The sequence below is a fragment of the Caballeronia sp. SL2Y3 genome (assembly GCF_022879575.1).
In the GTDB taxonomy this organism is placed as follows: domain Bacteria; phylum Pseudomonadota; class Gammaproteobacteria; order Burkholderiales; family Burkholderiaceae; genus Caballeronia.
This window is the reverse complement of record NZ_CP084260.1, coordinates 2305554-2331523: the sequence shown is the minus strand read 5'-3', so window position 1 is coordinate 2331523 and position 25970 is coordinate 2305554. Positions and strand designations below refer to the sequence as shown.

The 25970-nt window shown below is 63.4% G+C and carries 21 protein-coding genes and 1 pseudogene; 9 read left to right on the top strand and 13 right to left on the bottom strand.

What is annotated here, in order from left to right; genetic code table 11:
• Window positions 1–113: 113 nt before the first annotated feature.
• Entirely contained in the window at window positions 114–764 is a 651-nt protein-coding gene (locus tag LDZ26_RS10975; RefSeq protein ID WP_244849159.1) for an RNA pyrophosphohydrolase, read from the bottom strand.
• Window positions 765–1079: 315 nt separating this feature from the next.
• On the opposite strand from LDZ26_RS10975, the gene LDZ26_RS10970 reads away from it, so the two are divergent.
• Complete coding sequence (locus LDZ26_RS10970) at window positions 1080–2816, top strand: proline--tRNA ligase (RefSeq protein ID WP_244847267.1); 1737 nt, start codon at window positions 1080–1082, stop codon at window positions 2814–2816.
• Window positions 2817–3416 (top strand): MarC family protein, encoded by a 600-nt coding sequence (locus LDZ26_RS10965; protein WP_175945138.1) that lies wholly within the window; start codon window positions 2817–2819, stop codon window positions 3414–3416. It begins immediately after the preceding gene.
• Window positions 3417–3464: 48 nt separating this feature from the next.
• On the opposite strand, the gene LDZ26_RS10960 is transcribed toward LDZ26_RS10965, so the two are convergent.
• On the bottom strand, window positions 3465–4016 hold the full coding sequence (locus LDZ26_RS10960) for a hypoxanthine-guanine phosphoribosyltransferase (RefSeq protein ID WP_244847266.1): 552 nt from the start codon (window positions 4014–4016) through the stop codon (window positions 3465–3467).
• Window positions 4017–4133: 117 nt separating this feature from the next.
• Window positions 4134–5501 carry a signal recognition particle protein gene (gene ffh, locus LDZ26_RS10955; RefSeq protein ID WP_244847265.1) on the bottom strand — a complete coding sequence of 456 codons (1368 nt, stop codon included), beginning with the start codon at window positions 5499–5501 and terminating at the stop codon, window positions 4134–4136.
• A gap of 120 nt (window positions 5502–5621) precedes the next feature.
• On the opposite strand from ffh, the gene LDZ26_RS10950 reads away from it, so the two are divergent.
• The 3 genes from LDZ26_RS10950 to LDZ26_RS10940 all read left to right on the top strand — a co-directional run bounded on the left by LDZ26_RS10950 (window position 5622) and on the right by LDZ26_RS10940 (window position 11385).
• A complete protein-coding gene (locus tag LDZ26_RS10950) occupies window positions 5622–6536 on the top strand; it encodes an inner membrane protein YpjD (protein WP_244847264.1) in 915 nt (304 codons plus the stop codon).
• 24 nt (window positions 6537–6560) lie between these two features.
• A complete protein-coding gene (locus tag LDZ26_RS10945) occupies window positions 6561–6881 on the top strand; it encodes a PP0621 family protein (RefSeq protein WP_244847263.1) in 321 nt (106 codons plus the stop codon).
• Window positions 6882–8370: 1489 nt separating this feature from the next.
• Complete coding sequence (locus LDZ26_RS10940; RefSeq protein ID WP_244847262.1) at window positions 8371–11385, top strand: ribonucleoside-diphosphate reductase subunit alpha; 3015 nt, start codon at window positions 8371–8373, stop codon at window positions 11383–11385.
• A gap of 775 nt (window positions 11386–12160) precedes the next feature.
• On the opposite strand, the gene LDZ26_RS10935 is transcribed toward LDZ26_RS10940, so the two are convergent.
• Entirely contained in the window at window positions 12161–13306 is a 1146-nt protein-coding gene (locus LDZ26_RS10935) for an IS481 family transposase (RefSeq protein ID WP_244849158.1), read from the bottom strand.
• Between the two features lie 241 nt (window positions 13307–13547).
• Entirely contained in the window at window positions 13548–14945 is a 1398-nt protein-coding gene (locus tag LDZ26_RS10930; protein WP_244847261.1) for an MFS transporter, read from the bottom strand.
• 118 nt (window positions 14946–15063) lie between these two features.
• Between LDZ26_RS10930 and LDZ26_RS10925 the strand changes: the two genes are divergently transcribed.
• The 4 genes and pseudogenes from LDZ26_RS10925 to LDZ26_RS10910 all read left to right on the top strand — a co-directional run bounded on the left by LDZ26_RS10925 (window position 15064) and on the right by LDZ26_RS10910 (window position 18235).
• Window positions 15064–15273, top strand: a complete 210-nt coding sequence (locus LDZ26_RS10925; RefSeq protein ID WP_244847260.1) for a DUF3820 family protein — start codon at window positions 15064–15066, stop codon at window positions 15271–15273.
• 541 nt (window positions 15274–15814) lie between these two features.
• A complete protein-coding gene (locus tag LDZ26_RS10920) occupies window positions 15815–17068 on the top strand; it encodes a ribonucleotide-diphosphate reductase subunit beta (protein ID WP_244847259.1) in 1254 nt (417 codons plus the stop codon).
• Window positions 17069–17173: 105 nt separating this feature from the next.
• A pseudogene (locus tag LDZ26_RS10915) lies at window positions 17174–17499 on the top strand (hypothetical protein).
• A gap of 31 nt (window positions 17500–17530) precedes the next feature.
• A complete protein-coding gene (locus LDZ26_RS10910) occupies window positions 17531–18235 on the top strand; it encodes a histone H1-like DNA-binding protein (RefSeq protein ID WP_244847258.1) in 705 nt (234 codons plus the stop codon).
• 250 nt (window positions 18236–18485) lie between these two features.
• Here LDZ26_RS10910 and LDZ26_RS10905 read toward each other — a convergent pair whose 3' ends face one another.
• The 8 genes from LDZ26_RS10905 to LDZ26_RS10870 all read right to left on the bottom strand — a co-directional run bounded on the left by LDZ26_RS10905 (window position 18486) and on the right by LDZ26_RS10870 (window position 25957).
• Window positions 18486–18965 carry a hypothetical protein gene (locus LDZ26_RS10905; protein ID WP_244847257.1) on the bottom strand — a complete coding sequence of 160 codons (480 nt, stop codon included), beginning with the start codon at window positions 18963–18965 and terminating at the stop codon, window positions 18486–18488.
• A 25-nt stretch (window positions 18966–18990) separates the two neighbouring features.
• Window positions 18991–19929, bottom strand: coding sequence for a carbohydrate kinase family protein (locus tag LDZ26_RS10900; protein WP_244847256.1), 939 nt, complete (start codon window positions 19927–19929; stop codon window positions 18991–18993).
• Window positions 19930–20059: 130 nt separating this feature from the next.
• Window positions 20060–20560 (bottom strand): thiol peroxidase, encoded by a 501-nt coding sequence (gene tpx, locus LDZ26_RS10895; RefSeq protein ID WP_244847255.1) that lies wholly within the window; start codon window positions 20558–20560, stop codon window positions 20060–20062.
• 102 nt (window positions 20561–20662) lie between these two features.
• On the bottom strand, window positions 20663–21988 hold the full coding sequence (locus LDZ26_RS10890; RefSeq protein ID WP_244847254.1) for a zinc-ribbon and DUF3426 domain-containing protein: 1326 nt from the start codon (window positions 21986–21988) through the stop codon (window positions 20663–20665).
• A 61-nt stretch (window positions 21989–22049) separates the two neighbouring features.
• Complete coding sequence (gene prmA, locus LDZ26_RS10885; RefSeq protein WP_244847253.1) at window positions 22050–22952, bottom strand: 50S ribosomal protein L11 methyltransferase; 903 nt, start codon at window positions 22950–22952, stop codon at window positions 22050–22052.
• A 23-nt stretch (window positions 22953–22975) separates the two neighbouring features.
• Window positions 22976–24343 carry an acetyl-CoA carboxylase biotin carboxylase subunit gene (gene accC, locus LDZ26_RS10880; RefSeq protein ID WP_244847252.1) on the bottom strand — a complete coding sequence of 456 codons (1368 nt, stop codon included), beginning with the start codon at window positions 24341–24343 and terminating at the stop codon, window positions 22976–22978.
• Window positions 24344–24494: 151 nt separating this feature from the next.
• The gene (accB, locus tag LDZ26_RS10875) at window positions 24495–24968 is read right to left on the bottom strand and encodes an acetyl-CoA carboxylase biotin carboxyl carrier protein (RefSeq protein WP_244847251.1); all 474 of its coding nucleotides are present in this window, start codon (window positions 24966–24968) and stop codon (window positions 24495–24497) included.
• A 449-nt stretch (window positions 24969–25417) separates the two neighbouring features.
• Entirely contained in the window at window positions 25418–25957 is a 540-nt protein-coding gene (locus tag LDZ26_RS10870; protein WP_244847250.1) for a TlpA disulfide reductase family protein, read from the bottom strand.
• Window positions 25958–25970 lie beyond the last annotated feature (13 nt).

Genomic DNA, 25970 nt, shown 5'->3' with positions numbered 1-25970 from the left:
GACGGCGAATGCCCGGCGCCGCGAGCAGTGCTCGCCGCGCCGGGCCATGAAACCTGCCGAGTGTCAGAATGAACGAAGAATCGCCGCGCTCGACGCCAAGACCGAACGCGAAGTCAGTCGCACGATGAACGCCGCGCGATGACCTGCACTTCTTCGCTGACCGTACATTCTGCCTGAACCGCGGCGCCGGCGGCGGTTACGGCAGGTGTCTCGATCGTCATGGTCTGAATGACGCGCGGGTAACGCGGCCCATGATGCGCGGCGCGCTCACCGCGTTCGCCACGAGTATTGGTTCGCCGCAAGAAGCGGGAAAGCTCGGTGAGAGCCAGTTGATAAACGTCGCGCTTGAACTCGATGACCGCGTCGAGCGGCACCCAGTATTCGTTCCAGCGCCAGGCATCGAATTCCGGATGGTCCGTCGCGCGCAGGCAAATGTCGCAGTCGCGCCCGACCATGCGCAGCAGAAACCAGATCTGTTTCTGACCGCGATAATGACCGCGCACTTCGCGCTTGATGAACTTATCCGGCACCTCATAACGCAGCCAGTCGCGCGTGCGACCGACAACTTTCACGTGCTCAGGAAGCAGGCCCGTTTCTTCGTGTAACTCCCGATACATTGCTTGCACGGGGGTCTCGCCGTATTTGATACCCCCTTGCGGAAACTGCCAGGAATGTTCACGCAGCCGCTTGCCCCAAAACACTTCGTTGCGCGCGTTCAAGAGGATGATGCCGACGTTCGGGCGAAAGCCTTCACGATCCAGCATACAACCACCTTCGAATCCTTTAAAATTGCTTTGATTATAAACAGATAACGGCCCCGGCGCATCCGTTCCAACCCGTGTCGGAGCCCTAATTTCGGGGCTCGCCGTGCGCCTGCCCGCAAGGAATCTTTGCCAGGCAACCCGGAAGTCGGCAGAATCTTCTTTTCCGGCTTCATGCAGGGCGGTCGGCCGCAAGTGGCGCGCGAGCGTTTCATTGCGGCCTCGTGCAGAGCCGTCGACCGTTTCGTCGTTCACCCGTTTCGCCAGCCTTCAACCACATGGTTTCGTGGGCGCGCGCCGCTTTTGGAAAATTTCTGAATGAAAGCATCCCGTTTCTTCATCGGCACCCTGAAGGAAGCTCCCGCCGACGCCGAGATCGTCAGCCACAAGCTGATGATGCGCGCCGGCATGATCCGCCGCGTCGCGGGCGGCATCTACGATTACATGCCGATCGGCCTGCGCTCGATCCGCAAGGTCGAAGCCATCGTGCGTGAAGAGATGAATCGCGCGGGCGCGCTCGAACTGCTGATGCCGGCCGTGCAGCCTGCCGAGTTGTGGCAGGAATCGGGACGCTGGGAGCAGTACGGCCCCGAACTGCTGCGCATCAAGGACCGTCACGAACGCGATTTCGTCGTCGGCCCGACGCACGAGGAAGTGGTCACGGACATCGCGCGGCGCGAGATCAAGAGCTATCGCCAGTTGCCGGTCAACTTCTATCAGATCCAGACGAAGTTCCGCGACGAGATTCGTCCGCGCTTCGGCGTGATGCGCGGCCGCGAGTTCATCATGAAGGACGCCTATTCCTTCGATAAGGACACGGCCGGCCTCGCCGAGTCGTACAAGAAGATGTACGACGCCTACGTGCGCATCTTCACGCGCATCGGGCTGGAGTTCCGCGCGGTCGCGGCGGACAACGGCTCGATCGGCGGCAGCGGATCGCACGAGTTTCACGTCATCGCGGAAACGGGCGAGGACGATATCGCGTACTGCCCGGACTCGGACTTCGCGGCGAACGTGGAAGCGGCCGACGCGTTGCCGCTGATCGCCGAGCGCGCCGCGCCCGCCGAGGAGATGAAGAAGACGCCGACGCCCGGCGCGGCCAAGTGCGAAGCCGTCGCGCAGTTGCTGAACATCCCGCTCGAACGCACGATCAAGTCGATCATTCTCGCGACGGACAACGAAGGCGCCGAGCCGACCATTTGGCTCCTGATGCTGCGCGGCGATCATTCGCTGAACGACATCAAGGTCAGCAAGCTGCCGGGTCTCTCCGGCTACCGCTTTGCGACGGAAGCCGAGATCGTCGAATGGTTCGGCACGCCGCCGGGCTATCTCGGTCCCATCGGCACGAAAAAGCCGGTGCGGGTGATCGCGGATCGCACGGTCGCGAACATGAGCGATTTCGTCGTCGGCTCGAACGAGGTCGACTATCACACGACCGGCGTGAACTGGGGCCGCGACCTGCCGGAACCGGAAGTCGCGGATATCCGCAACGTCGTGGCGGGCGATCCTTCGCCGGACGGCCGTGGCACGCTTGAAATCTGCCGCGGCATCGAAGTGGGGCACGTTTTCCAGCTCGGCACGAAGTATTCGGATTCGATGGGCGCCACGTTCCTCGACGAAGGCGGCAAGCCCGCGCCGATGCAGATGGGCTGCTACGGCATCGGCGTGACGCGCGTCTTGGGCGCGGCTATCGAACAGAATTTCGACGACAAGGGCATCATCTGGCCGGAAGCCATTGCGCCGTTCGAAGTGGTGATCTGCCCGATGGGCTACGACCGCAGCGACGCGGTGCGCGAGCAGGCCGACAAGCTGTACGCAACGCTGCAGGAGGCGGGCATCGACGTGATTCTCGACGATCGCGGGGAGCGCCCCGGCGTGATGTTCGCGGACTGGGAGCTGATCGGCGTGCCGCATCGCATTGTGATTGGCGATCGCGGGCTGAAGGAAGGCAAGCTCGAATATCAGGCGCGCCGCGACACAGAAGCCACGCTGCTGCCGGTGGACGAAGCCGCGGGCGTCGTGACGGCGAAGGTTCGGGCCGCGCTCGGGAAGTAAATGCAGTACAACTTCCTGTCGGCGACGATCCTTCTGCTCTTGATCACCGATCCGCTCGGCAACATTCCGATCTTCATCAACGCGCTGCGCGGTGTCGCCACCGAGCGGCGCCGCGTGGTGATTCTGCGCGAAGTGGCGATCGCGTTCGGCATTCTGCTCGTCTTCATGCTGGCCGGCGACCGCTTCCTGCGCGCGATGAATCTCACGGATGTGTCGCTGCGCATCGGCGGCGGGATCGTGCTGTTTCTGATCGCGCTCAGGATGATCTTCCCGCATCCGGATGGCCCGATGGGCGGCGACACGCGCGGCGGCGAACCGCTGATCGTGCCGCTCGCCATTCCCGCGCTGGCCGGCCCGTCCGCGCTCGCGACGGTGATGCTGCTGACGTCCCAAGCGCCAGGAAAGATGTTCGAGTGGATCGGCGCGCTGACCGTCACGATGGTCGTCTGCGCGGTCGTGCTGATTCTCGCGGAGAAGATTCAGCAATGGCTAGGCGAGCGCGCGGTCACGGCGTTCGAGCGGCTGATGGGGCTCGTGCTCGTCGCGATTTCCGTCGAGATGATTCTGACCGGGATACGCGCGTTCGTGCATCAGTTGTGAAAAAAGCGGCCGAGGCCGCTTTTTCTTTTTCGTCGCGCGTGCGAACGATCACGCGCCTTCGGTCAACGCCCGGATAGTCGGCAGATTGCGCCAGTAACCCTTCGCATCCATCCCGCAGCCGAACACGTAACGGTCCGGCACTTCGAAGCCGCAGAAATCCGGGCGCAGCGGCTTCGCCTTCGGGATGAGCTTCTCGCACAGCACCGCCGACAGAAACTGCTTCGCGCCCATCGCCATGATGCGGTCGCGAATGGCGGCCATCGTTTCGCCTTCGTCGAGAATGTCGTCGAGCACGAGCACCACGCGGTCCTTCACCGATTCGGCCGGCGCCACGCGCCACTGCATTTCGCTGCCGCCCTTGATGGCGTTGCGATAGCGCGTCAAATGGATGTAGTCGAATTCCAGCGGGAAATCCAGATGCGGCAACAGCATGCCGGTGAACACGGCCGCGCCGCCCATGACTGAGAGCAGCAACGGGAAGTCGTCCTGCGTCGCGGCCTTGATGTCCGCAGCCATGCGCTTGATCGACGCGTCGACCTGATCGGCGCTGACGATCTCTTCGGAGTGGCTGAAAATGTGGAGAGCTTCTTCGCGGTTCATAGAGGCAGGCGGGAGAGACGACGACTCAGTGGGAAAAAAAGGCGGCGTGCGCCATATGATAAACCCGCGTTCCTTTCGCGTCGGGCGAACGAAAGCGCGGGTTCGAAGCGGCGCGAATCAGCGCATGCCCGGCATCATGCCCTTCATGCCGCGCATCATCTTTTGCAGATTGCCGCCTTTGAGCTTCTTCATCATGCCGCGCATCTGCTCGTACTGATTCAGCATGCGGTTGACTTCCTGCACATGCACGCCCGCGCCCGCGGCGATGCGGCGCTTGCGTGCCGCCTTGATGAGCTCGGGCTTCGCGCGCTCCTGAAGCGTCATCGAATTGATGATGCCTTCCATGCGGCGCATCTGCTTCTCGGCGTTGTTCATGTCCGCGCCTTGCGCCGCCTGCTGGAACTGCGCGGGCAGCTTGTCCATCAGCGACGACAGCCCGCCCATCTTCTTCATCTGCGAGAGTTGCGCTTTGAAGTCGTTCAGGTCGAAGTCGCCGCCTTTCTTCACCTTGTCGGCGAGCTTCTGGGCGGCTTGCGTATCGACGCCGCGCTGCGCTTCCTCGACGAGCGCGAGAATGTCGCCCATGCCGAGAATCCGGTTCGCCATGCGATCCGGGTGGAAGACTTCGAGGCCGTCGAGCTTTTCCGCGACGCCGACGAACTTGATCGGCTTGCCGGTGACGTGCCGCACCGAAAGCGCCGCGCCGCCGCGCGAATCGCCGTCGAGCTTCGTGAGCACGACGCCCGTGAGCGGCAGCGCGTCGTTGAACGCCTTCGCGGTGTTCACGGCGTCCTGTCCGAGCATCGCGTCGACGACGAAGAGCGTTTCAGCGGGCTTGAGCAGCGCGTGCAGCTCGCTGATCTCGTTCATCATCGCTTCGTCGATACCCAGGCGACCGGCCGTATCGACGATCACGACATCGTGGTAATGGCGCTTCGCCCAGTCGATGGCGGCCCGCGCGATGTCCGCAGGCTTCTGGTCCGGCTCCGACGGGAAGAAGTCCGCGCCGACCTGTTCGGTCACCGTTTGCAGCTGGCGAATAGCGGCGGGGCGGTAGACGTCGACGGAAACCGTCAGGACCTTCTTCTTCTGCTTTTCACGCAGCAGTTTCGCGAGCTTGCCGGTGGTCGTGGTTTTACCCGCGCCCTGCAAGCCGGCCATCAGAATGACGGCGGGCGGCGTGACGGCGAGATTGAGTTCGGCGGCCTTGCCTTCGTAGTCGCCGCCAATCACGGCCGTCAGCTCGCGCTGCACGACGCCGACGAGCGCCTGACCCGGCGACAGGCTCGAAAGCACTTCTTCGCCGAGCGCCTTTTCCTTCACCTTGGCGATGAACTCGCGCACGACGGGCAGCGCCACGTCGGCTTCGAGCAGCGCGAGGCGCACTTCGCGCAACATGTCCTGCGTATTGGCCTCGGTGAGCCGGGCCTCGCCGCGCAGCGTCTTGACGACGCGTGCCATCCGTTGAGTGAGGTTGTCGAGCATGGGAATGTGAGAGTGCGGCCCTGGTTTCCGGCGACGCGCAGGCGGTTTCGCGGCGATGCGCCCTACTTTGGCGCAAGGGGGAAGACGTCGCGGGTTCGGGGCCTAGTGTAAACTTCGAACATGGATATTGTACTGTATGCCCTCACTGCGTTTCTCTACGGCGGACTGGCCGTGGCGGGCTGGCGCGCGCATCGTCATACGGCCGTGGAGCCGGTTCTGGCGGGCGTGCCTTCGGGTATCGGGACCGCGCCGGCGAGTCCGTCGAAGGCGTCGGGCATGAGCGGCGTGGGACGCGCTCTATTATTAATAGCGTTGGTCGTGCACGGCGTTCTCCTGCACATGACCATCTTCCCGCAGAACGAGATGATCTTCGGCTTCGCGTTCGCGTTGTCCGCGATGTTCTGGCTCGGCGCGGGCATCTACTGGATCGAGAGCTTCTTCTTTCCGCTCGACGGGCTGCGCCTGCTCGTGCTGCCGCTCGCGTGCGTCGCTTCGCTGTTGCCGCTGGCGTTCGGCGGCGTGCGCGTGCTGTCGTACTCCGCCGCGCCGATGTTCAAGCTCCATTTCCTGATCGCGAACATCGCGTACGGCCTCTTTGCGATTGCCGCGCTGCATGCCGTGCTGATGCTGATGCTCGAACGACGCCTTCAGCGCATGCGCGGCCTCGCGATGCGTCACAGCGGCGGAAACGGCTGGCTCGCGAGCTGGCTCGACACCTTGCCGCCGCTGCTCACGCTCGAAAAGCTGTTGTTCCGGCTGATCGGCGCGGGCTTCGTGCTGCTGACGCTCACGCTGGTGTCGGGCATCGCGTTCAACGAGCAACTGGTCGATCGTGCGCTGCGTCTCGATCACAAGACGGTCTTCGCCATTCTGTCCTGGCTGATGTTCGGCGGGCTGCTCACTGCGCGCCGCATCTCGGGCTGGCGCGGACGCGCCGCGCTGCGCTGGGTGCTGGCTTCGTTCGTGGCGCTGCTGCTCGCGTATGTGGGCAGCCGCTTCGTGTTCGAAGTGCTGCTGCATCGCGCGGTTGTCTGAACGCGGTATTACTTCTTTAAGCCGATGCGAGCTTTTCTTCTTCTTATCGTTCTCTTCTTCGTGACGCAATGGCTCTTGAAGAAGCTGCGGCGCGCCAACGAGCGCGAGCAGGCGGGAACGCGTGCTTCGTCGAATCGCGCTTCCACGACGGCGGGCGGTGCGGGCGCCGGCAACGGCGCGGCTCGCCGCGATGCGCCGCAGCTTGCCGATCCGCTTATCCGCTGCGCGCAGTGCGGCGTGCATACGCCGACAAGCGAATCCATAGCCGTCGCGGGACAACGGTTTTGCTGCGCTGACCACGCAAGGCGTCATGCGGCGCGTCCTAGTGGTCGGGACGCGAGATGAGGGTGCTGCGTGCGGGCATCGACGCGCAACTGCGCCCGCGGGTGAAGCAATAATCGTAGCGGACAAGCGTTCGGCTGCGTCGGGCGCGTCCGACGCCGTTGCGACGCGCGCTGTATGCGTTGCCTGCTAGCGATGCGGATACCTACGCGCCCGTGTGCCCACGAGCGCATTAATAGACGTTGCGGGACAGCGTTAGCTGCGTCTAGCGCGCGGCGTCGCGCGGGCGCGTAAGAGCGGTCGCGACGCCAGATCAATGCGCTGCCTGCGCGCGATGCCTTTATCGGCGCGCACGGCCGGCTTGGAAGCGCGGCGCGTATGCCGCCGCCGAACGTCGAGGCGCGTCCTCGCGGCATGACGCCGACGCTCGGCACGATTCGCAACATCTGCATGCCATCCGGTGATATCAGCGCGGCGCTTCTTCCAACACGTTGAATCGCGACGCGCATCGGTCCTTCGATCGCCTCAGCCGCATGCGCGTGTCGGCGCATTTCATGATTCACCGCGACGGCGGGTTGGCGCTGTCCGTCCCGGGTGGTGAACGCGCGTTCCAAGCGTGCGTGTCGTCGTTTCGCGAGCGCGGGCGTCGCAGCGACGACTTGATGAGCCCTGCGGTTCGACGAGTACCGTAGCTTGGGCGGTCGTGTGAATCATCGCGAAGCGATATCCGATCGACGCTTTCCCGCTGTCCGTCCCGAGCGATGAACGCGCGTGCCACGCGTGTGTGTCGTCGTTTCGGGAACGCTGGCGCTGCAGCGACGGACTCGATGAGCATCTTCGCGGAGCTTGCCGCTCGCGATGAATCCATCGCGAACCGATATCGCGATTAACGCAATCGCCCGGGCGCGCAGTTCGCCTCACCCTGCCCGCGCTGCGACGACGCGCCGCCGCCACTTCAACGAGTCGCCCAAGCCGACACCTCGACGGTCTCCGACCTCCGCCGACGGTCATTCTCGCTGCGACGCAACAGCGTCGCGCGGGAGCCCTTGCCGCGCTTCGACGCCGCAAAAGTCAACCCCGCGCGGGCGCTTCGGAAGCAAATAAACCTTTTTGAGACCCTGCGAAGTTCCACTATACTTGGTGCCGAAGGACGTGATTTGCACTATATCTTGTGTTGTAGAGGCGGCGCCCGCTCGCATGAGCCGGCGCCGTCGGCTTTCCGGCGTATCTGAAGTTTGGCTGGCCCGGGGCGGTGCGCAAGCGGTCTCATCAAGAGGCCCTCAGCGCATCGAGCGCCAGCGAGCAGCACCGTGAAGAACGCATGCAAGTGAATGCGAGTCTCGTCGACCGACACCGCGCGCCAACGCGGGCACCGCACGCGACGCCATGACAGTGCGGGCCGCCATCGCCGCGACTCGTGTTCAGGGCCTGCTGTCTTCACAGCCCGCACCACTGCCAAACACCGCGACGCGTATCTCATGAGGCGACGCGCGCGGCATAAGTGATAAATCCGCGGATCATCCGCACCATTCGAACACCAGGAGTTTTGCACATGCAAACCACCGACAACGCCACGACTTCCTACGAAGGCGCATCCGTCCAGCATGCTGGCGGCTCGCATGTTCAGGGCGCGCAATCGCCCGCGTCGAACACGACGTATGCCGACTACAAGGTCATCCGTCGCAACGGAAGCGTGGTGTCGTTCGAGCCGTCGAAAATCGCGATTGCCGTGACGAAGGCGTTCATCGCCGTGAACGGCGGCCAAGGCGCGGCGTCCGCTCGCGTGCGCGAGCAGGTCGAGCAACTGACCCAGGCGGTCGTGCGCGCGCTGCTGCGCAGCCGTCCGCACGGCGGCACGTTCCACATCGAAGACATTCAGGATCAGGTCGAACTCGCGCTGATGCGCGGCGGCGAGCACAACGTCGCGCGCGCCTACGTGCTGTATCGCGAGAAGCGCACGCAGCAGCGCGAGCAGGACCGCGGCCACGCGCAGAATGCGAAGACGCACGAAGGCGTCATCAACGTGACGGACAACGGCATCACGCGCCCGCTGGATCTCGACGCGCTGAAGGCGCTGATCGTCTCCGCCTGCGCGAATCTGGGCGATGCCGTCTCGGCTGATCCGATCGTCGCGGAAACGGTGAAGAACCTGTACGACGGCGTGCCGATGAATCAAGTCTACGATTCGGCCATTCTCGCCGCGCGCACGATGATCGAAAAAGATCCGGCGTACAGCCAGGTCACTGCACGCATCCTGCTGCACACGATCCGCCGCGAGATTCTCGAAGGCGAAGTGACGCAAGCCGAAATGGGCGAGCGTTACGCCGAATACTTCCCGCAGTTCATCAAGCGCGGCGTCGAAGCGGGCCTGCTGGACGACAAGCTGCAGCAGTTCGACCTGAAGCGTCTCGGCGCCGCGCTCGACGCGAACCGCGACCTGCAGTTCGGCTACCTCGGCCTGCAAACGCTATACGACCGCTACTTCCTGCACGTCGAGGGCACGCGCATCGAGTTGCCGCAGGCGTTCTTCATGCGCGTGGCGATGGGTCTGTCGCTGAACGAAATCGACCGCGAAGCGCGCGCCATCGAGTTCTACAACGTGCTGTCGTCGTTCGACTTCATGTCGTCGACGCCGACGCTCTTCAACTCGGGCACGCATCGCTCGCAGCTTTCGTCGTGCTATCTGACGACGGTGGCCGACGACCTTGACGGCATCTACGAGGCGCTCAAGGAAAACGCGCTGCTCTCGAAGTTCGCGGGCGGTCTCGGCAACGACTGGACGCGCGTGCGCGCGCTCGGCTCGCATATCAAGGGCACGAACGGCAAGTCGCAAGGCGTCGTGCCGTTCCTGAAGGTCGTGAACGACACGGCAGTCGCGGTGAACCAGGGTGGCAAGCGCAAGGGCGCGGTGTGCGCGTACCTGGAGACGTGGCACCTCGACATCGAAGAATTCCTAGAACTGCGCAAGAACACGGGCGACGACCGCCGCCGCACGCACGACATGAACACGGCGAACTGGATTCCCGACCTGTTCATGAAGCGCGTGATGGAAGGCGGCGAATGGACGCTGTTCTCGCCGTCGACGTGTCCGGACCTGCATGATCTGTTCGGCGCGGACTTCGAGAAGGCGTACGTCGCTTACGAAGAGAAAGCCGCGCGCGGCGAGATCAAGCTCTTCAAGAAGGTGCCGGCACAACACTTGTGGCGCAAGATGCTCGGCATGCTGTTCGAAACGGGCCATCCGTGGATCACGTTCAAGGACCCGTGCAACGTGCGTTCGCCGCAGCAGCATGTCGGCGTCGTGCATTCGTCGAACTTGTGCACGGAAATCACGCTGAATACGAGCGACACCGAAATCGCGGTGTGCAACCTCGGCTCGGTGAACCTCGTCGCGCACCTGACGAAGCAGGCCGACGGCACGCTCGCGCTGGATCACGCGAAGCTCAAGCGCACCATCAGCGTCGCGATGCGCATGCTCGACAACGTGATCGACATCAACTACTACGCGGTGCCGAAGGCGCGTAATTCGAACCTGAAGCATCGTCCGGTGGGCATGGGCATCATGGGCTTCCAGGACTGCCTGCACTTGCTGCGCACGCCGTACGCGTCGCAGGAAGCGGTGGAGTTCGCGGATCGTTCGATGGAAGCCGTCTGCTACTACGCGTACTACGCGTCGACGGAACTGGCGGAAGAGCGCGGCCGTTATTCGAGCTATCGCGGCTCGCTGTGGGATCGCGGCATTCTCCCGCAAGACACGGTGAAGCTCCTGGCCGAAGCGCGCGGCGGTTATGTGGAAGTGGACACGTCCGAGTCGATGGACTGGTCGACGCTGCGTTCGCGCATCGCGACGCACGGCATGCGCAACTCGAACTGCGTGGCGATTGCGCCGACGGCGACGATCTCGAACATCATCGGCGTGTCCGCGTGTATCGAGCCGACGTTCCAGAACCTGTACGTGAAGTCGAATCTGTCTGGCGAATTCACGGTGGTCAACGACTACCTGGTGCGCGATCTGAAGGCGCGCGGCCTGTGGGACGAAGTGATGGTGTCGGACCTGAAGTACTTCGACGGCACGCTCTCGCGCATCGATCGCGTTCCGGCTGACCTGCGCGCGATCTACGCGACGGCGTTCGAAGTCGATCCGAAGTGGCTGGTGGAAGCGGCGTCGCGCCGTCAGAAGTGGATCGATCAGGCCCAGTCGCTGAACATCTACATGGGGGGCGCGTCGGGCAAGAAGCTCGACGAGGTGTACAAGCTCGCGTGGCTGCGCGGCCTCAAGACGACGTACTACCTCCGCACGATGGCGGCGACGCACGTCGAGAAGTCGACGGTGGCGCACGGCGCGCTGAATGCGGTGCCGTCGGGTGAGGGCGGCTCCGGTGCTGGCGGTGGCTTCGGGGTATCGTCGGGCGGTGCGGCTTCTGCTGCCGGCGGCGTGGGTGGCGGTTTAAACGCGGCCGCTGCTGCGCCTGCGGTCGAGGCGGCTGCTGAGCCGGAAGCCGACGGCCCCGTCTGCATGATGCGTCCGGGCGATCCGGGGTTCGACGAGTGCGAGGCATGTCAGTGAGTTCTTTCGCTGGCGCTTGAGTAGGGTTCTGCTCTTGGCCGAAGGCCGGTGCTGAGTTTCTCGGTGCCGGCTTTTTTTGTTTTTGTTGTCTTGTCTTGTCGTTGGGAAACTTGTATTCGCGTCGGTCTATTAGCGTTGCCCCTCCCCGGGGCGGGGGTCACTTTCTTTGCTGTCGACCAGAGTAGGCGCTTTAGCGCCGTACTCTGGTCCCATGCAAAGAAAGTAACCAAAGAAAGCAGCTTTTTTTGGGCCCGCAGCACTGAGAAGGTGATCACTCCGCAGAAAGACCGTGGCACTCAGTTGGAAACAACCTTGAATCACCTTCCACGCCCACTGAGCACCACGTCCTCCGAGCCCCTTGGCTCGTTAACACCAACGTGCGTTTGCGCGTGTCGCATGGAAGAAAGAAGTGCCTGTGTCGAACTACGTCGCGTGCTTGTCCGGGTTCAGCGCGGGCAGCGTCTGTCGCGCGGATTCCGCTTCAGGCGTTAGAGGCAGCCACGCTCGACGGATTGGCATGGGCAACGCGAGAAGAAGGACATGCGCGATGTTCCCGAAGGTTTTGACGAGCCAAGGGGCTCGGCGGACGTGGTGGTCAGTGGGCGTGGAAGGTGATTCAGGGTTGCTTCAAACTGAGGGCCAATGACTTCCTGCGAAGTGACCACACTGTTACTGCTGCGGGCCAAAAAAAGCTGCTTTCTTTGGTTACTTTCTTTGCAGCAGTGTATAGACCGGAGACATGGGTAACAGGTGTGTCAGGACATAGGTAACACATTCAACTGCTTCTGCTGCGCTCTTTCAAGTTGACGGTATCGATTCGATGATGAAGGAAGTACACGTCATAACAGCCGTCGGTTCCCGGACACGCCCGCAGGGCGATCGGCAGGTTCGCCAGCGCGCTCGAGACTTTGAAGCGTTGCGACCGGAAGCGCACCTCGCCGTTGAGCCCGACCCGAACCACCGCGTCTGCGTCCCCGTATTCGATCGGCGGCATGCGCTCCGGATACGCTCGCGGGCTCGGTTGATAGCGCGAAATCGGTGTGGCCATGTCCAGCGCCTGATGCGGCCGCTCGTGGTTGTACACCTGACGCCATGCGTCGAAGGCTTGCTGGGCGCTCTTCAGGTTCTTGAAGTGGCGGCCCGCGAGCAGTTCGGCCTTGAGCGTGCGATGAAACCGTTCGTCTTTACCATTGGTCTGCGGGTGCCGGGGACGGCTGTACGAAATCCGGATGCCCAGGCGTATCAGCCAGATCGCCAGCGCAGTCAACTGGCCCGAGCGCGCCGGGCTGCCCCAGGGCGGACCGTTGTCCGCATTGATGCGCAGCGGCATGCCATAGCGGCGAAACACCGCGCGCAAGTGCTCGCGCACCACCCGCGTGGGCGTGCTGCCACAAGCATCGAGTGCCAGATCGAAGCGCGAGTGATCGTCCAGCACGGTGAACGGCGCGCAGCGCGCCCCACTATCCAGTTCGATGCAGCCCTTGAAGTCCATCTGCCACAAATCGTTGGGATGCGCGTGTTCGAAGCGCTGCCACGGCAAGGCTGCGGTGCTGCTCTCGGCGCTGATCAGGCCGTGCCGATGCAGGATGCGCGTCACGGTGCTGGGCGATGGGGTTCGATCGCAACCGAGATCGCTCATGCGACGCGCGATCTTGGGCGCGCCCCACGCAGGCTGCGCTTGACGCAGCTCGACCACGCGCGCCTCCACATCGGCCGCTGTACGCGACGGGCTATGGATGGGCCGCCGGCATCGATCGGCCAGCGCGGTGTCGCCCTGCTCGTAGCGCCTGATCCACTTGTAGCCGGTCTTCGGACTAATGCCGTATTGACGGCACAAGGCGCGTCGATTGGCACCTTCTTGGCTGGCGAACTTCACGAATTCAAGCCGCAGTTCCATGATGTCTTTGCTATCCCAGGTCATGACCGACTCCGGACGAACCATTCGTCCGAAGTGTTACCTATGTCCTGGAACAGGTGTTACCCATGTCTCCGGTCTATACACATGGGACCAGAGTACGGCGCTGAAGCGCCTACTCTGGTCGACAGCAAAGAAAGTAACCCCCGCCCCGGGGAGGGGCAACGCCAATAGACCGACGCGAAAACAAGTTCAACGACAAGACAAGCCCAACGAACACCGCCGACAGGCAAAAAACAAAGAACCCTTACCCCCGCGTCCCCCGAGAAATCTCAACCCCCGCATCCCGCGCCAACCGAGCCGTAACCGGCATGGAAAGAAACGAGAACAACCCGACGACAACAAACGCAGGCCAGAAGTCCGACCATCGCACGGTCGCATGACCATTCACGTACTGCGTCACCTCGAGCGTGATCCCCGCCACCGTGACGCCAAGCCCGAGCGACACCTGCTGCACGAAGCTGGCAAGACTCGTCGCCCGTCCGACATCGCGTGTTTCGATCTCCGCATAGGCGAGCGAATTGAGGCTCGTGAACTGCAGCGCCGGAAAGAAGCCGCCGAGCAGCACCACAGCCCAGATCACCCAAGTCGGCGTGCCGGGAAAGAACGTGCCGCATGCCGCAATCGCCAAGCCCGACAACGCCGCGTTGATGAGAAGCGTCTGCCGGAAGCCGAATCGATGCAGCACGCGCGCCGCAAGCGAGCGCATGAACATCCCGCCGAACGCCGATGCGCAGGTGATCGCGCCTGACTTGAACGCCGTCATGCCCAGACCCTCCTGCAACGCGAGCGGCAAGAGGAACGGCACCGCGCCGAGCCCGATGCGAAAGAGCGAGCCGCCGAGGACGCTCGCCTGAAACGTCGGCACGCGAAAGAAGCGCAGGTCGAGTAGCGGTCGCGCGGCCCGGCGCGCGTACAGACAGTAGAGCGCGGCCATCAGCGCGCCGGCTGCGCACATCGCGAACGCAACGCTTTGCGGCACCAGTTCGCCGCCGACGAGCGAAAGCCCGAGCAGCAGCAACACGCCGGCGCCCGCCGAGAGAAAGAAGCCGAGCCAGTCGAGCCGGCCCGGATGTTCTTCGCGCGAGTCGGCGATGTAGCGATTGGTCAGGTAGATGCCCGCAATGCCGATCGGAATATTGATGAAGAAGATCAGCCGCCAGTGCAGATACGTCGTGATGAAGCCGCCGAGCAGGGGGCCGGCGGCAGGGCCGAGCATCGCGGGAACCGAGAGATAGTTCATCGCGCGAATGAACTCCGAGCGGCGCACCGAACGGAAGATGATGATGCGGCCAACCGGTACCATCATCGCGCCGCCCACGCCCTGTATGAAGCGCGCGACGGTGAAGGGCCCGAGCGACGTCGATGCCGCGCACAGGATCGAACCGGCAACGAATACGCCGATGGCCGCGCGAAAGACCGCGCGTGCGCCGAAGCGGTCGGCCACCCAGCCGCAGATCGGAATGAAGACGCCTAAGCCGAGCACGTAACTCGTGACGGCGACCTTGAGTGTGACGGGATCGCGTCCGAACGCGCGCGCCATTTCGGGGATTGCAGTGACGATGACGTTGGCGTCGACGCTTTCCATGAACATCGCACACGCGACGATGAGAGGAGCAATGAAAGCTTTGACGGCGAGCGGCATCGGAGAATGCGATCAGTCATGGCGGCAAGAGCGGCGATTATGGCACCGATACCAGGCGCATGCGATCGCGCGCCGGGCGCCATGTGATGCGATCGACATAACGAGGAGTGAAGACACGATGGACCCCGATGACCTGCAGCGTCTCGTGACGCAGACCATGCCCTATGGCAAGTACAAGGACAGACTCATCGCGGACTTGCCCGGTCACTATCTCGCGTGGTTCGCGCGTGAGGGTTTTCCTGAAGGCAAGCTCGGTGCGTTGCTTGCGCTCATGCACGAGATCGATCACAACAATCTTCGCGCGTTGCTGGACCCTTTGAGGCGTTGACTCCGCGCGCTATAGGTAGTAGAGCAGCGCCTGATCGGACACAATATATAGTGGTAAAGCGAGGCAGCGAATGCTAAACTTCGGCAACGAATTCGAAGCGCGCGAAGGCAAGAACGACGCCTCGCTCGGCTGCTCGAGCGTCATCGAGCGAAGCCGAAACGAGCACGCGCTTTCATCTTCGCTCGCATCGCATTGCATTCGATCAACGGCACTCGCGTCGATCGCCTCGAACGATCATCGCGGGTCGTCGCCAAGCGTTCGCATGACAGCGTCGAAGCATCGATGGAAGCATCGACCGAAGCATTGAAGCCACGCAGTCCGATCACACATCGCAACGCTTGAAGAGAGTCGATGAGGACCGCTTCACACCCGTCTCTCTCTTGCTCGCATCACGCATGAAAGACCATGCGCAGAGCCAAGTGTTGTATGCAGGTAGCAACGCTGAATCCAAATCGCTAGAAAACGAGAATTTTCATGAGCAAGCTCTTTTATCGCTCATGAAAAGATGGTACAAACCGATCTAAATTGATGGTGAGAATTTATGCTCAACTGGGATGACGAGACCACTGCCGTAACTCCGTCGAGCGGTTCGCAACACAACACGTTGCGCAACGCTCAAGGCACGGCTTTCGGTACGCAGAGCGCAGCGCATGCTGCCCAATCGTTCGATCATCAAGCCGCCCATCAGACTGCTCAGGCGCAGAACATCTTCTCCGATGGCTTCGTGCCTCCTGCAGCCGCCACGCCTTCCGCTGGCGCCATCGCCGCGCAGAGTGAAGCGCGCGTCAACGTCGCAGACAAGCGCATCATCAACGGCAAGACCGATGTCAACCAGCTCGTGCCGTTCAAGTACAAGTGGGCGTGGGAGAAGTACCTCGCCGGCTGCGCGAATCACTGGATGCCCCAGGAAGTGAACATGTCGCGCGACATCGCCCTCTGGAAAGACCCGAACGGTCTGTCCGACGACGAGCGCCGCATCGTCAAGCGCAACCTCGGCTTCTTCGTCACGGCCGACTCGCTCGCCGCGAACAACATCGTGCTCGGCACGTATCGTCATATCACCGCTCCGGAGTGCCGCCAGTTCCTGCTGCGCCAGGCGTTCGAAGAGGCGATCCACACGCATGCGTATCAGTACATCGTCGAATCGCTCGGCCTCGACGAAAGCGAGATCTTCAACGCGTATCACGAGGTCAAGTCGATCCGTGACAAGGACGAGTTCCTGATCCCGTTCATCCAGACGCTGACCGACCCGGCCTTCACCACCGGCACGCTGGAAGCGGACCAGAAATTGCTCAAGTCGTTGATCGTGTTCGCCTGCATCATGGAAGGGCTCTTCTTCTATGTGGGCTTCACGCAAATTCTGGCGCTGGGTCGCCAGAACAAGATGACGGGCGCGGCGGAGCAGTATCAGTACATCCTCCGCGATGAATCGATGCACTGCAACTTCGGCATCGACCTCATCAACCAGATCAAGCTGGAAGAGCCGCAACTGTGGACCGCCGAATTCAAAGCGGAGATTCGCGAGCTCTTCAAGCAAGCTGTCGATCTTGAATATCGCTACGCTGAAGACACCATGCCGCGCGGGGTTCTCGGCCTGAACGCGTCGATGTTCAAGAGCTACTTGCGGTTCATCTGCAATCGGCGTTGCCAGCAGATCGGCCTGGACCCGCTCTACCCGAACGAGGAAAACCCGTTCCCGTGGATGAGCGAAATGATCGACTTGAAGAAGGAACGCAACTTCTTCGAGACACGCGTGATTGAGTATCAAACCGGCGGCGCGCTGACCTGGGAATAACAACAAGCCCAGGACGTGTTGCAGACGAAATCGATGGGATGGCTGGGCAGCAGCGTGCGTCATTGCGCGCGCCCCGCCGACAAGGTTTAGGAGAACGGTCGCCTGATGCAAAGTGCGCCTACTGACTTGACGGGCCAAGTGGTTCGATTGAAAGACAGGCGTTTTGCGTTCCCTTCAATGGGATGGGCAAACTTCCCCCCGGAAAATGCCGGCGACAAGCTCGCTGGCTCGATCAAGCGATGGCCGGCGCCGTGTATGGGCGCTGACTCAATTTGGCGCGCGGTGCCTCGGGGCACGGCGCGCCTTGCCGTATTCATTAGCGTAAGCAGGTGGGATCAGCGTACGCCGATGAATAATCCGCTTCGTAGCGTGTGCCCTGAGAGCCTCCACGCGAAGAAGCGGGTTTTGACGAAGGGTGTTGTTTGAACTGACTCTCATCTGAAAACCTGAAGGAGAAAAACCATGGCAGTTGCCAAGAAGAAACCCGCCGCGAAAAAGGCTGCAGCAAAGAAAGCCCCCGCCAAGAAAGCCGCCGCTCCGGCGAAGAAGGTAGCCGCGAAGAAGGTCGCTGCGAAGAAGGTTGCAGCGAAGAAAGTCGCCGTGAAGAAGGTCGCGGCGAAGAAGGCTGCGCCGGCCAAGAAGGCAGCAGCAAAGAAGGTCGCAACGAAGAAGGTAGCGGCCAAGAAGGCGCCCGCGAAGAAAGCCGCAGCGAAGAAGGTCGCCACCAAGAAGGTAGCCACGAAGAAGGCCGCAGCCAAGAAGGCGCCTGCCAAGAAGGCCGCCGCGAAGAAGGCGCCTGCGAAGAAGGCCGCTGCCAAGAAGGCGCCCGCGAAGAAAGCGGCGGCGAAGAAGGCCGCTGCGAAGAAAGCGCCCGCGAAGAAGGCTGCCGCGAAGAAGGCTCCTGCGAAGAAGGCGTCGGCCAAAACCGCCGCTGCCCCTGCTGCGCCTGCTGCCTCCGCGCCCGCTCCCGCAGCGAAGAAAGCCGAGCCTGCTGCAAAGAAGGCGCCGGCCAAGAAGGCTGCCGCTGCAAAGAAGACGACGGCTGCGGCTCCCGCAACGACGGCTACCACGGTGTCGACGCCCGCTCCGGCGGCTCCGGCCACTGCGGTCAAGACGGCGCTGAACCCGGCGGCGGCATGGCCGTTCCCGACGGGCAGCCGTCCGTAAGTCGCGGCAACAGCAGTCCGAAGCACCGCGGCACACGTCGATGTGCCTTAAGACCGGGTAGGCCTACCCGGCCACGACCCGTCGCCGGTCAAGACCGGCGGCGGGTTTTTCGCTTCGGCACCCGAAGTAAGTTCGCGCCGTGCTCGCAGCGCGTGACGAACGAAAAAAGCGCATGCCTCTTTCGATGCATGCGCTTCTTTGAGCAACCGCAGGCTGGCTGCGAATCCTCGGCGGAATACCCCTGACGAACTTAGTGCGTCACGCGCGTCACGCCGCCGCTCGACAGCAGCCGAACGCGCTCGCCGGCTTGAAACACTTCGCCATTCGACGTTTGGGTGATGGCCCGCAAGTCGCCGTTGTCGAGACGCACGGTGATTTCCAGCCCGTTCTTGGTCGAAACGCTGTTCTCGACCGCGTTGCCCGCCACCGCGCCGGCGAGACCGCCGATGATGCCCGCGATGATCGACCCGTTTCCGCCGCCGATTGCGCTGCCCGCCGCGACGCCGCCGAGCGCGCCGCCGCCGATGGCGCCGAGGCCGGTCGGCTGGCCGTTGTTCGAGCTGATCTTCACGCCGCGCACGCTCTCGACGGTCGCCATGCGCACCGTTTCCTCGCGCTGCGCCTGCGACGCCGTGTAGACGTCGGGCGAACTGCTGTTGTAGGCGCAGCCCGTCAGCGCGACTGAGCCGATGAGCGATGCTGCCAGCACCACGCGACTTACCGTTTTCATTCCTTCACTCCCTTCATCCACTCGATCACGACAGGCTGCTTCCGAATGCCTGCTTGAAACGCTCTTCGATTTCGGCGCGCGTCGGCGCATAAGTTTGCGGGCCCTGATGCTCGATTTTCAACGCACCCATCAGACTCGCGAGACGCCCCGTCTTTTCCCAGCCAAGCTTGTTCTCGATGCCGTACAACAGGCCGCCGCGAAATGCGTCGCCGCAGCCGGTCGGGTCCACCACTTGCCGCGCCTTCACGGCCGGCACGTCCATCACTCCGTCTTCATGATAGATCTGCGCGCCGTGTTCGCCGCGCGTGACGACCAGCGCCTCGACCCGGCTCTTGATGTCTTCGATCGACCAGCCGGTCTTGTTGCTCAACAACTTGGCTTCGTAATCGTTGACCGTCACGTATGTGGCAAGTTCAATCATGCGACAAAGCTCTACACCTTCAAGAATGGGCAAACCCTGACCCGGATCGAAGATGAACGGCACGCCCGCCGCCGCAAACTGCCTGGCGTGCTCGCGCATGCCGTCCGCGCCGTCCGGCGCCACGATGCCGAGCGTAATGCCCTGCGCCTCGTCCGCGCGGTTCAGGTGCGATTCCATCATCGCGCCGGGGTGGAAGGCCGTGATCTGATTGTTCGCGAGGTCGGTCGTGATGAAGCATTGCGCCGAGTGCTGGCCGGGCAGCACGCGCACGTATTCCTTCGACAATCCGAGCGCGTCGAGCCGGTCGATGTAGAGCTGCGCGTCCGCTTCGCCGAGCGTCGCCATGATCTTCGCATCGCCGCCGAGCAGCTTCAGCGCATACGCGATGTTGCCCGCGCAGCCGCCGAAGTCGCGCCGCATCGTCGGCACCAGGAAGCTGATGTTCAGCATGTGCACCTGGTCCGGCAGGATGTGGTCGCCGAAGCGGCCCTGGAAGGTCATGATGTTGTCGTAGGCGAGCGAGCCGCAGATAAGCGTAGCCAAGGCGAACGTCCTTATTGGTTAGGCGCGGGGAAAGGTTGGCGCATACGGCGCGCGGCGGTGTGGGCATCGGTCGAACCGAAAGACCGCCGCGCCCCGTATGCGGACCGCCGCAGCGGTCCGTCGATGCACTTTACTTCAGGGCGGCGAGCGCCGAATCGTAGTTCGGCTCGTTCTTGATTTCCGGCACGAGCTCGGCGTGCAGCACCTTGTCGTTCTCGTCCAGCACGACGACCGCGCGCGCGGTCAGCCCTTTGAGCGGGCCGCTCGTCACGTCGACGCCGTAGGACTGCGCGAACTCGCGACCGCGGAACGTCGATGCCGTCACCACGTTGGCGAGACCTTCCGTCGTGCAGAAGCGCTTGGCCGCGAACGGCAGGTCGCCCGAAACGACGAGCACCACGGTGTTGTCCAGCTTGCCGGCCGCTTCGTTGAACTTGCGCGTCGACGTGGCGCACGTGGGCGTGTCGAGGCTCGGCACGATGTTCAGCACCTTGCGCTTGCCCGCGAAGCTCGCGAGCGTGATATCGCCGAGATCCGCGCCGACGAGCGTGAACGCGGGCGCTTGCTGTCCTTCGCTCGGGAACGTGCCGCTGACTTCGATCGGGTTGCCGCCGAGGGTAACTTGACTCATGTTGCGCTCCAGAGGATGTGTCAGATGCTGACGGGAACTGTGCGACCGGCTCTTGCTGCCGGGTCGCGTCTTGAAAAGCCGGGCGCTCGCGCCGCTATCCGGTCACGGATAGAAGACCTGCACCCGGTAATTCGCGGCGACGGCATCGCCCGTATCGAGCCGGACGACGACCGGTTGCGCGCTTTGCGGCGGAAGGCCGATGGCGAATATCGTACCCGGTCGCGCGTAATCCTGCGGCCACAGCACGCGGCGAATGGCGACGTCGCTCTTGTCGTCGAGCAGCGTGAGTTCGAGCGCCGGATAGGCGAGCGCGACGTCTGAGCGGTTGCGCAGCATGAGCTTCAGTTCGAGCTTGTGCGGGCCGTCCACCTGACGCAGGCCGGAACTCTCGATCTGCAAACCGGAGATGTAGCGCGGCGGCGAAATCGTGCAGCCGATCTGGTCGCAGATATTGACGTAGAACGAGTGGGAGCCGGGGACATTCACCATGATCGCTTCGCGTTGCCACCACGCGAACTGGACCAGGAGCAGCAGCGCGAGCAAGACTGCAATGACGATACCGAGCGCACGCAAGCCCTTGCGCGCAGGCTTGGCCGGTTGCGTCGTCTCCATACGCGGTTCTCGCGTGACCGGAAACGCTTCGTTGGCGCTCGGCGGGTGGGCGGTGCCGAGACCGGACGGCCGTGCGCCGAAGCCGGGTTCGTCCTCGTCCCATGCAGAAGCCGGAGCCGGGGCCGGCGTCGGGGTAGCGGCGGGGCGCGCGCGCGGCGGTTCTGGCCGCCTTTGCGCCGGACCGATGAAAGGCTCCGCGCGGTCGTCGAGCGGATCGACGAAGCGCGAGGGCGGCGGAGCGGGTTCCGGCCGCCTCGGCGCTTCGCTTCTGACGGGCGGCGCGGATGCGTCGTCGTTGAGCGGCGCACCGGACACGGCGACCGGCTTCACCCGGCCGAGCGGCACCGGTTCGACGACAGGCTCGGCATCGGGTTCGTTCGCGGCGTCCTTGCGCGGCACGTTGCGGGGCCCATTGCGTTCGGGCGGCGGCGGCATCGACGCGCTCGCGAACGCCGGCGCGTTCGCATGCACGGTCGGATCGTTGTCTTCTTTCGCCGCAGGCGAGAAGGGCTTCGCGGCCGGCTTGTTGCCGAGATCGAGCTGACGCGGCACTGCCAGCGTGGGCGGCACGCTCGTGGCTTCCTTCTTCGACGACGAGAACGTCGAAGGCCCGACCGCAACTTCATCGTCGATCAGCGCGGCGTGCTGCGCTTCGTCGGCCTCGGCCGACTCGTCCGGCAACTGGAACCGATGATGAGCGGCGTCGAAAATTTCCTGGCAATGGCCGCAACGCACCCGCCCGTCATGCGGCGCGAGCAGATGCGGATCGAGCTTGAATACGGTTTCGCAGTGTGGGCAGCGGGTAGCCAGCGCCATAGGAAGTGCCAGTGGAAAGTGCCAGCGGCCTCACGGCCGAAACGGTGACGATGGCGCTATTCTAAAGGCTTTCGCGCCGCGTTCCGGCAAGGCACACCCAGCCTTCGTGCTCGCGCCAGACGCCGATGTCGATCCACTTCGCATAGACCGCCGCGACCTCGTCGGCCTGGCGCGCGAGGATGCCCGACAGCGCGATGCGCCCGCCCGGCTTCACCTTGGCGGCGAGCATCGAGGCCATGAGCTTCAGCGGATTGGAGAGGATATTGGCGACGACGATATCGAACTCTCCGGCGGGGCAGTCGTCGGGCAGGCCGTAGGTGACGTCCGCGTGATTGCGCTCGCTGTTCTGGCGCGCGGACTCGACCGCTTGCGGGTCGATGTCGATGCCATAAACCGGATTCGCGCCGCACTTCTTCGCGAGAATGGCGAGGATGCCGGAGCCGCAGCCATAGTCGAGCAGCGACTGCCCCGGCTGCACCGATTGCTCCAGCCACTCCATGCACAAACGCGTGGTCGGATGGCTACCGGTGCCGAACGCGAGGCCCGGATCGAGTTCGAGCACGAGGGCGTCGGGATCGGGCGCGTCGTGCCACGACGGCACGACCCAGATGCGCTCGCCGATGGCGATCGGATCGAACTGCGCCTGCGTCAGACGCACCCAGTCGTGCTCCTCGACTTCACGCACCGAGAACGCGGGCGTCGCTTTCAGGCCGATGTCGTTGGACGCTGCGGCGAGCAGCACGGCCGGGTCCGCGTCCTGGCCGAGCAGCGCGACCACGCGCGAACGCTTCCATGCGCTGCGCTCGGGCGTGAGCCCGGGCTCGCCGAAGAGCGGCTGCTCGTCGGGCGTGTCGGCATCGGCGTCCTCGACGGACACCGAGAGCGCGCCCATGTCCAGCAGCGCATCCGACAGCGCCTCCGCGTGCTCGCGGTCCAGCTCGGCGATCAGTTCCCGGTAACTCATGCTCGTTTCTCTGCCAATGCGCTTTACGACTCTTCGGCCACCGCCGCCTGACGCGCGGCGAGCTTGTTTTCGAGGTAATGGATGCTCGTGCCGCCTTCGACGAACTTCGCGTCGATCATCAGTTCGCGGTGCAGCGGAATGTTGGTCGAGATGCCTTCCACGACCATTTCCGACAACGCGATGCGCATACGGTTGATCGCCTGTTCGCGCGTCGCGCCGTACGAGATCAGCTTGCCGATCATCGAATCGTAGTTCGGCGGGACGAAGTAGCCGTTGTACGCGTGCGAGTCCACCCGAATGCCCGGGCCGCCCGCCGCGTGCCACGACGTGATGCGTCCCGGCGACGGCGTGAACTTGAACGGATCTTCCGCGTTGATGCGGCATTCGATCGCGTGGCCGCGGAACTGAATGTCCTTCTGGCGCAGCGTGAGCTTTTCGCCGGCGGCAATGCGAATCTGTTCCTGCACGATATCGACGCCCGTGATCAGCTCCGTCACCGGATGCTCGACCTGCACGCGCGTGTTCATCTCGATGAAGTAGAACTCGTTGTTCTCGTACAGGAATTCGAACGTGCCCGCGCCGAGATAGCCCATCTTCTTGCACGCTTCGGCGCAACGATCGCCGATGCGGTCGATCAGACGCCGAGCGATGCCCGGCGCCGGTGCTTCTTCGATCACCTTCTGGTGGCGGCGCTGCATGGAGCAGTCGCGCTCGCCGAGCCACAGCGCGTTGCGGAACGAATCCGACAGCACCTGAATCTCGATATGCCGCGGGTTCTCCAGGAACTTCTCCATGTAGACCTGCGGGTTGCCGAACGCACGGCCCGCTTCTTCGCGCGTCATGTTCACCGCGTTGACGAGCGCCGCTTCGGTATGGACCACGCGCATGCCGCGCCCGCCGCCGCCGCCCGCCGCCTTGATGATGACGGGATAGCCGACCGCGCGCGCAATCTTCACGATCTCCTTCGGATCTTCCGGCAACGCGCCTTCCGAACCCGGCACGCACGGCACGCCGGTCTTGATCATGGTTTGCTTGGCCGTGACCTTGTCGCCCATCAGGCGAATGGTTTCCGGACGCGGGCCGATGAACGTGAAACCCGATTGCTCGACGCGCTCGGCAAAATCCGCGTTCTCGGAAAGAAAGCCGTAGCCGGGATGGATGGCTTCGGCGTCGGTGACTTCGGCCGCGCTGATGAGCGCGGGCATGTTCAGATACGACAGATTCGACGGTGCCGGTCCGATGCAGACGGCTTCGTCGGCGAGCTTCACGTACTTCGCTTCCTTGTCGGCCTCTGAATAGACGACGACTGTCTTGACGCCCAGTTCGCGGCACGCGCGCTGGATGCGAAGCGCGATTTCGCCGCGGTTCGCAATGAGGATTTTTTCAAACATGGCAGTGGGTCGGCTCATCAACGGGCACGCGCGAGCGGCCCTCGGGATTCGAATCGGCGGCGCGCGCGTCCGGATGCTTGCGGATGGCGCGCGCCGGCGCGGTGAAGCCGGGCAGACCGGAGCGAGGCGTCCGGCGCACGGCCCGACGCGCTCAGTCGCCGATCACGAAGAGCGGCTGGCCGTACTCGACCGCCTGACCGTTCTCGACAAGAATTTCCTTTACGACGCCGGACTTGTCCGATTCGATCTCGTTCAGCAACTTCATGGCTTCGATGATGCACAGCGTCTGGCCTTCCTTGACCGTCTCGCCGACCTGCACGAAAGGATCGGCGCCCGGCGACGGCGCGCGGTAGAACGAGCCGACCATCGGCGAGGTCACGACGTGGCCCTGCGGCGCGGCGGCGCTCGCGGCGGCGCCAGCGCTCGCGCCGGCATCGCCCGATGCCGATGCGCTCGGCGCGGCTTGCGCCTGCACTTGCGGCGCGTACTGCTGCGGCGCCTGCATATAGACGGGCGCCGCGTTCTTGACGATGCGAACCTTGCCTTCGCCCTCCGTCACTTCCAGCTCCGAGATGCCGGATTCCGAGACGAGGTCGATCAGCGTTTTCAGTTTACGAAGGTCCATCGAAAAATCCCCTTTCAATACTTGGAGACCGGGACTGCCCGGTGCTTGACTTGATTTGTGGGTGTGTTCTGAGCGTCAGCCGCGTGCCGGCGCGGCCATCATCCGGTGCGCGCAGGAGTGCGGCGCAGCGCGCCCGCGGCGAAACTGGCGGCGTGGCGACCTGTCGTATGGCGCGCGGTGGCTCGGCCAGCGCCGCTTTCGCGGGCGGCTAAACGGGCGGCTGCGTGGCCTTGCTGCACCGGCGGAATAGTCATGGTCGCTTCGGGTTGTGCGGAATTCGGCGCACTTTAGCGCCGTTTAGAGAATTTTGTCTAGTTTTACAGCGCGACAGACGGTGCTCGTTCCCGCGCGCGGTCCGACATTATCGCAGCGAAACAGACAAGTTACAGCAATCCGACGCCAACTCGCTGTTTAATCCTGCGAACTTCAGCCGAACCCGCAGCGAATTTTTACAGCGCGTCGAGGGTGTGACGCAGTTCGCCTTCGTTGACTTCTCCAAGCTTCGTCGACCGAACCGTGCCCTTGCTGTCGATGACCACGGTGAACGGCAGCCCGCCCGCGTTGTTGCCGAAGCTGCGCGCAAGGTCCGCGCCACCGAAGCCCGTGACGTAGACCGGATAGTCGACCGGGACTTTCTTTAGGAAATCGTTGACGTTCTTCTCGCTGTCGACGCCGAGCCCGATGAATGTGATGCCCTTCTTCTGATATTCGCGCTGCAAGGCGGAGAGCGTCGGCATTTCCTTGACGCACGGTCCGCACCACGACGCCCAGAAATTCACCACGACCGGTTTGCCCTTGTACGCCGCGAGCGGTTGCGATGTCCCGGACGCGGCGGGCGGCGTGGTCTTCCACAGTTGATCGACGGCGTTGCTGTTCGGCTGCGTCGCGGCTTCGGTGTCGTTGCCGGTAAACAGATGACCTGCGTAGAAGCCGCCGACTGTCGCGGCGATGGCGACCGCCAGGGCCGCGAAGATACGTGTGCTGTTCATGGAGGTGAGATTG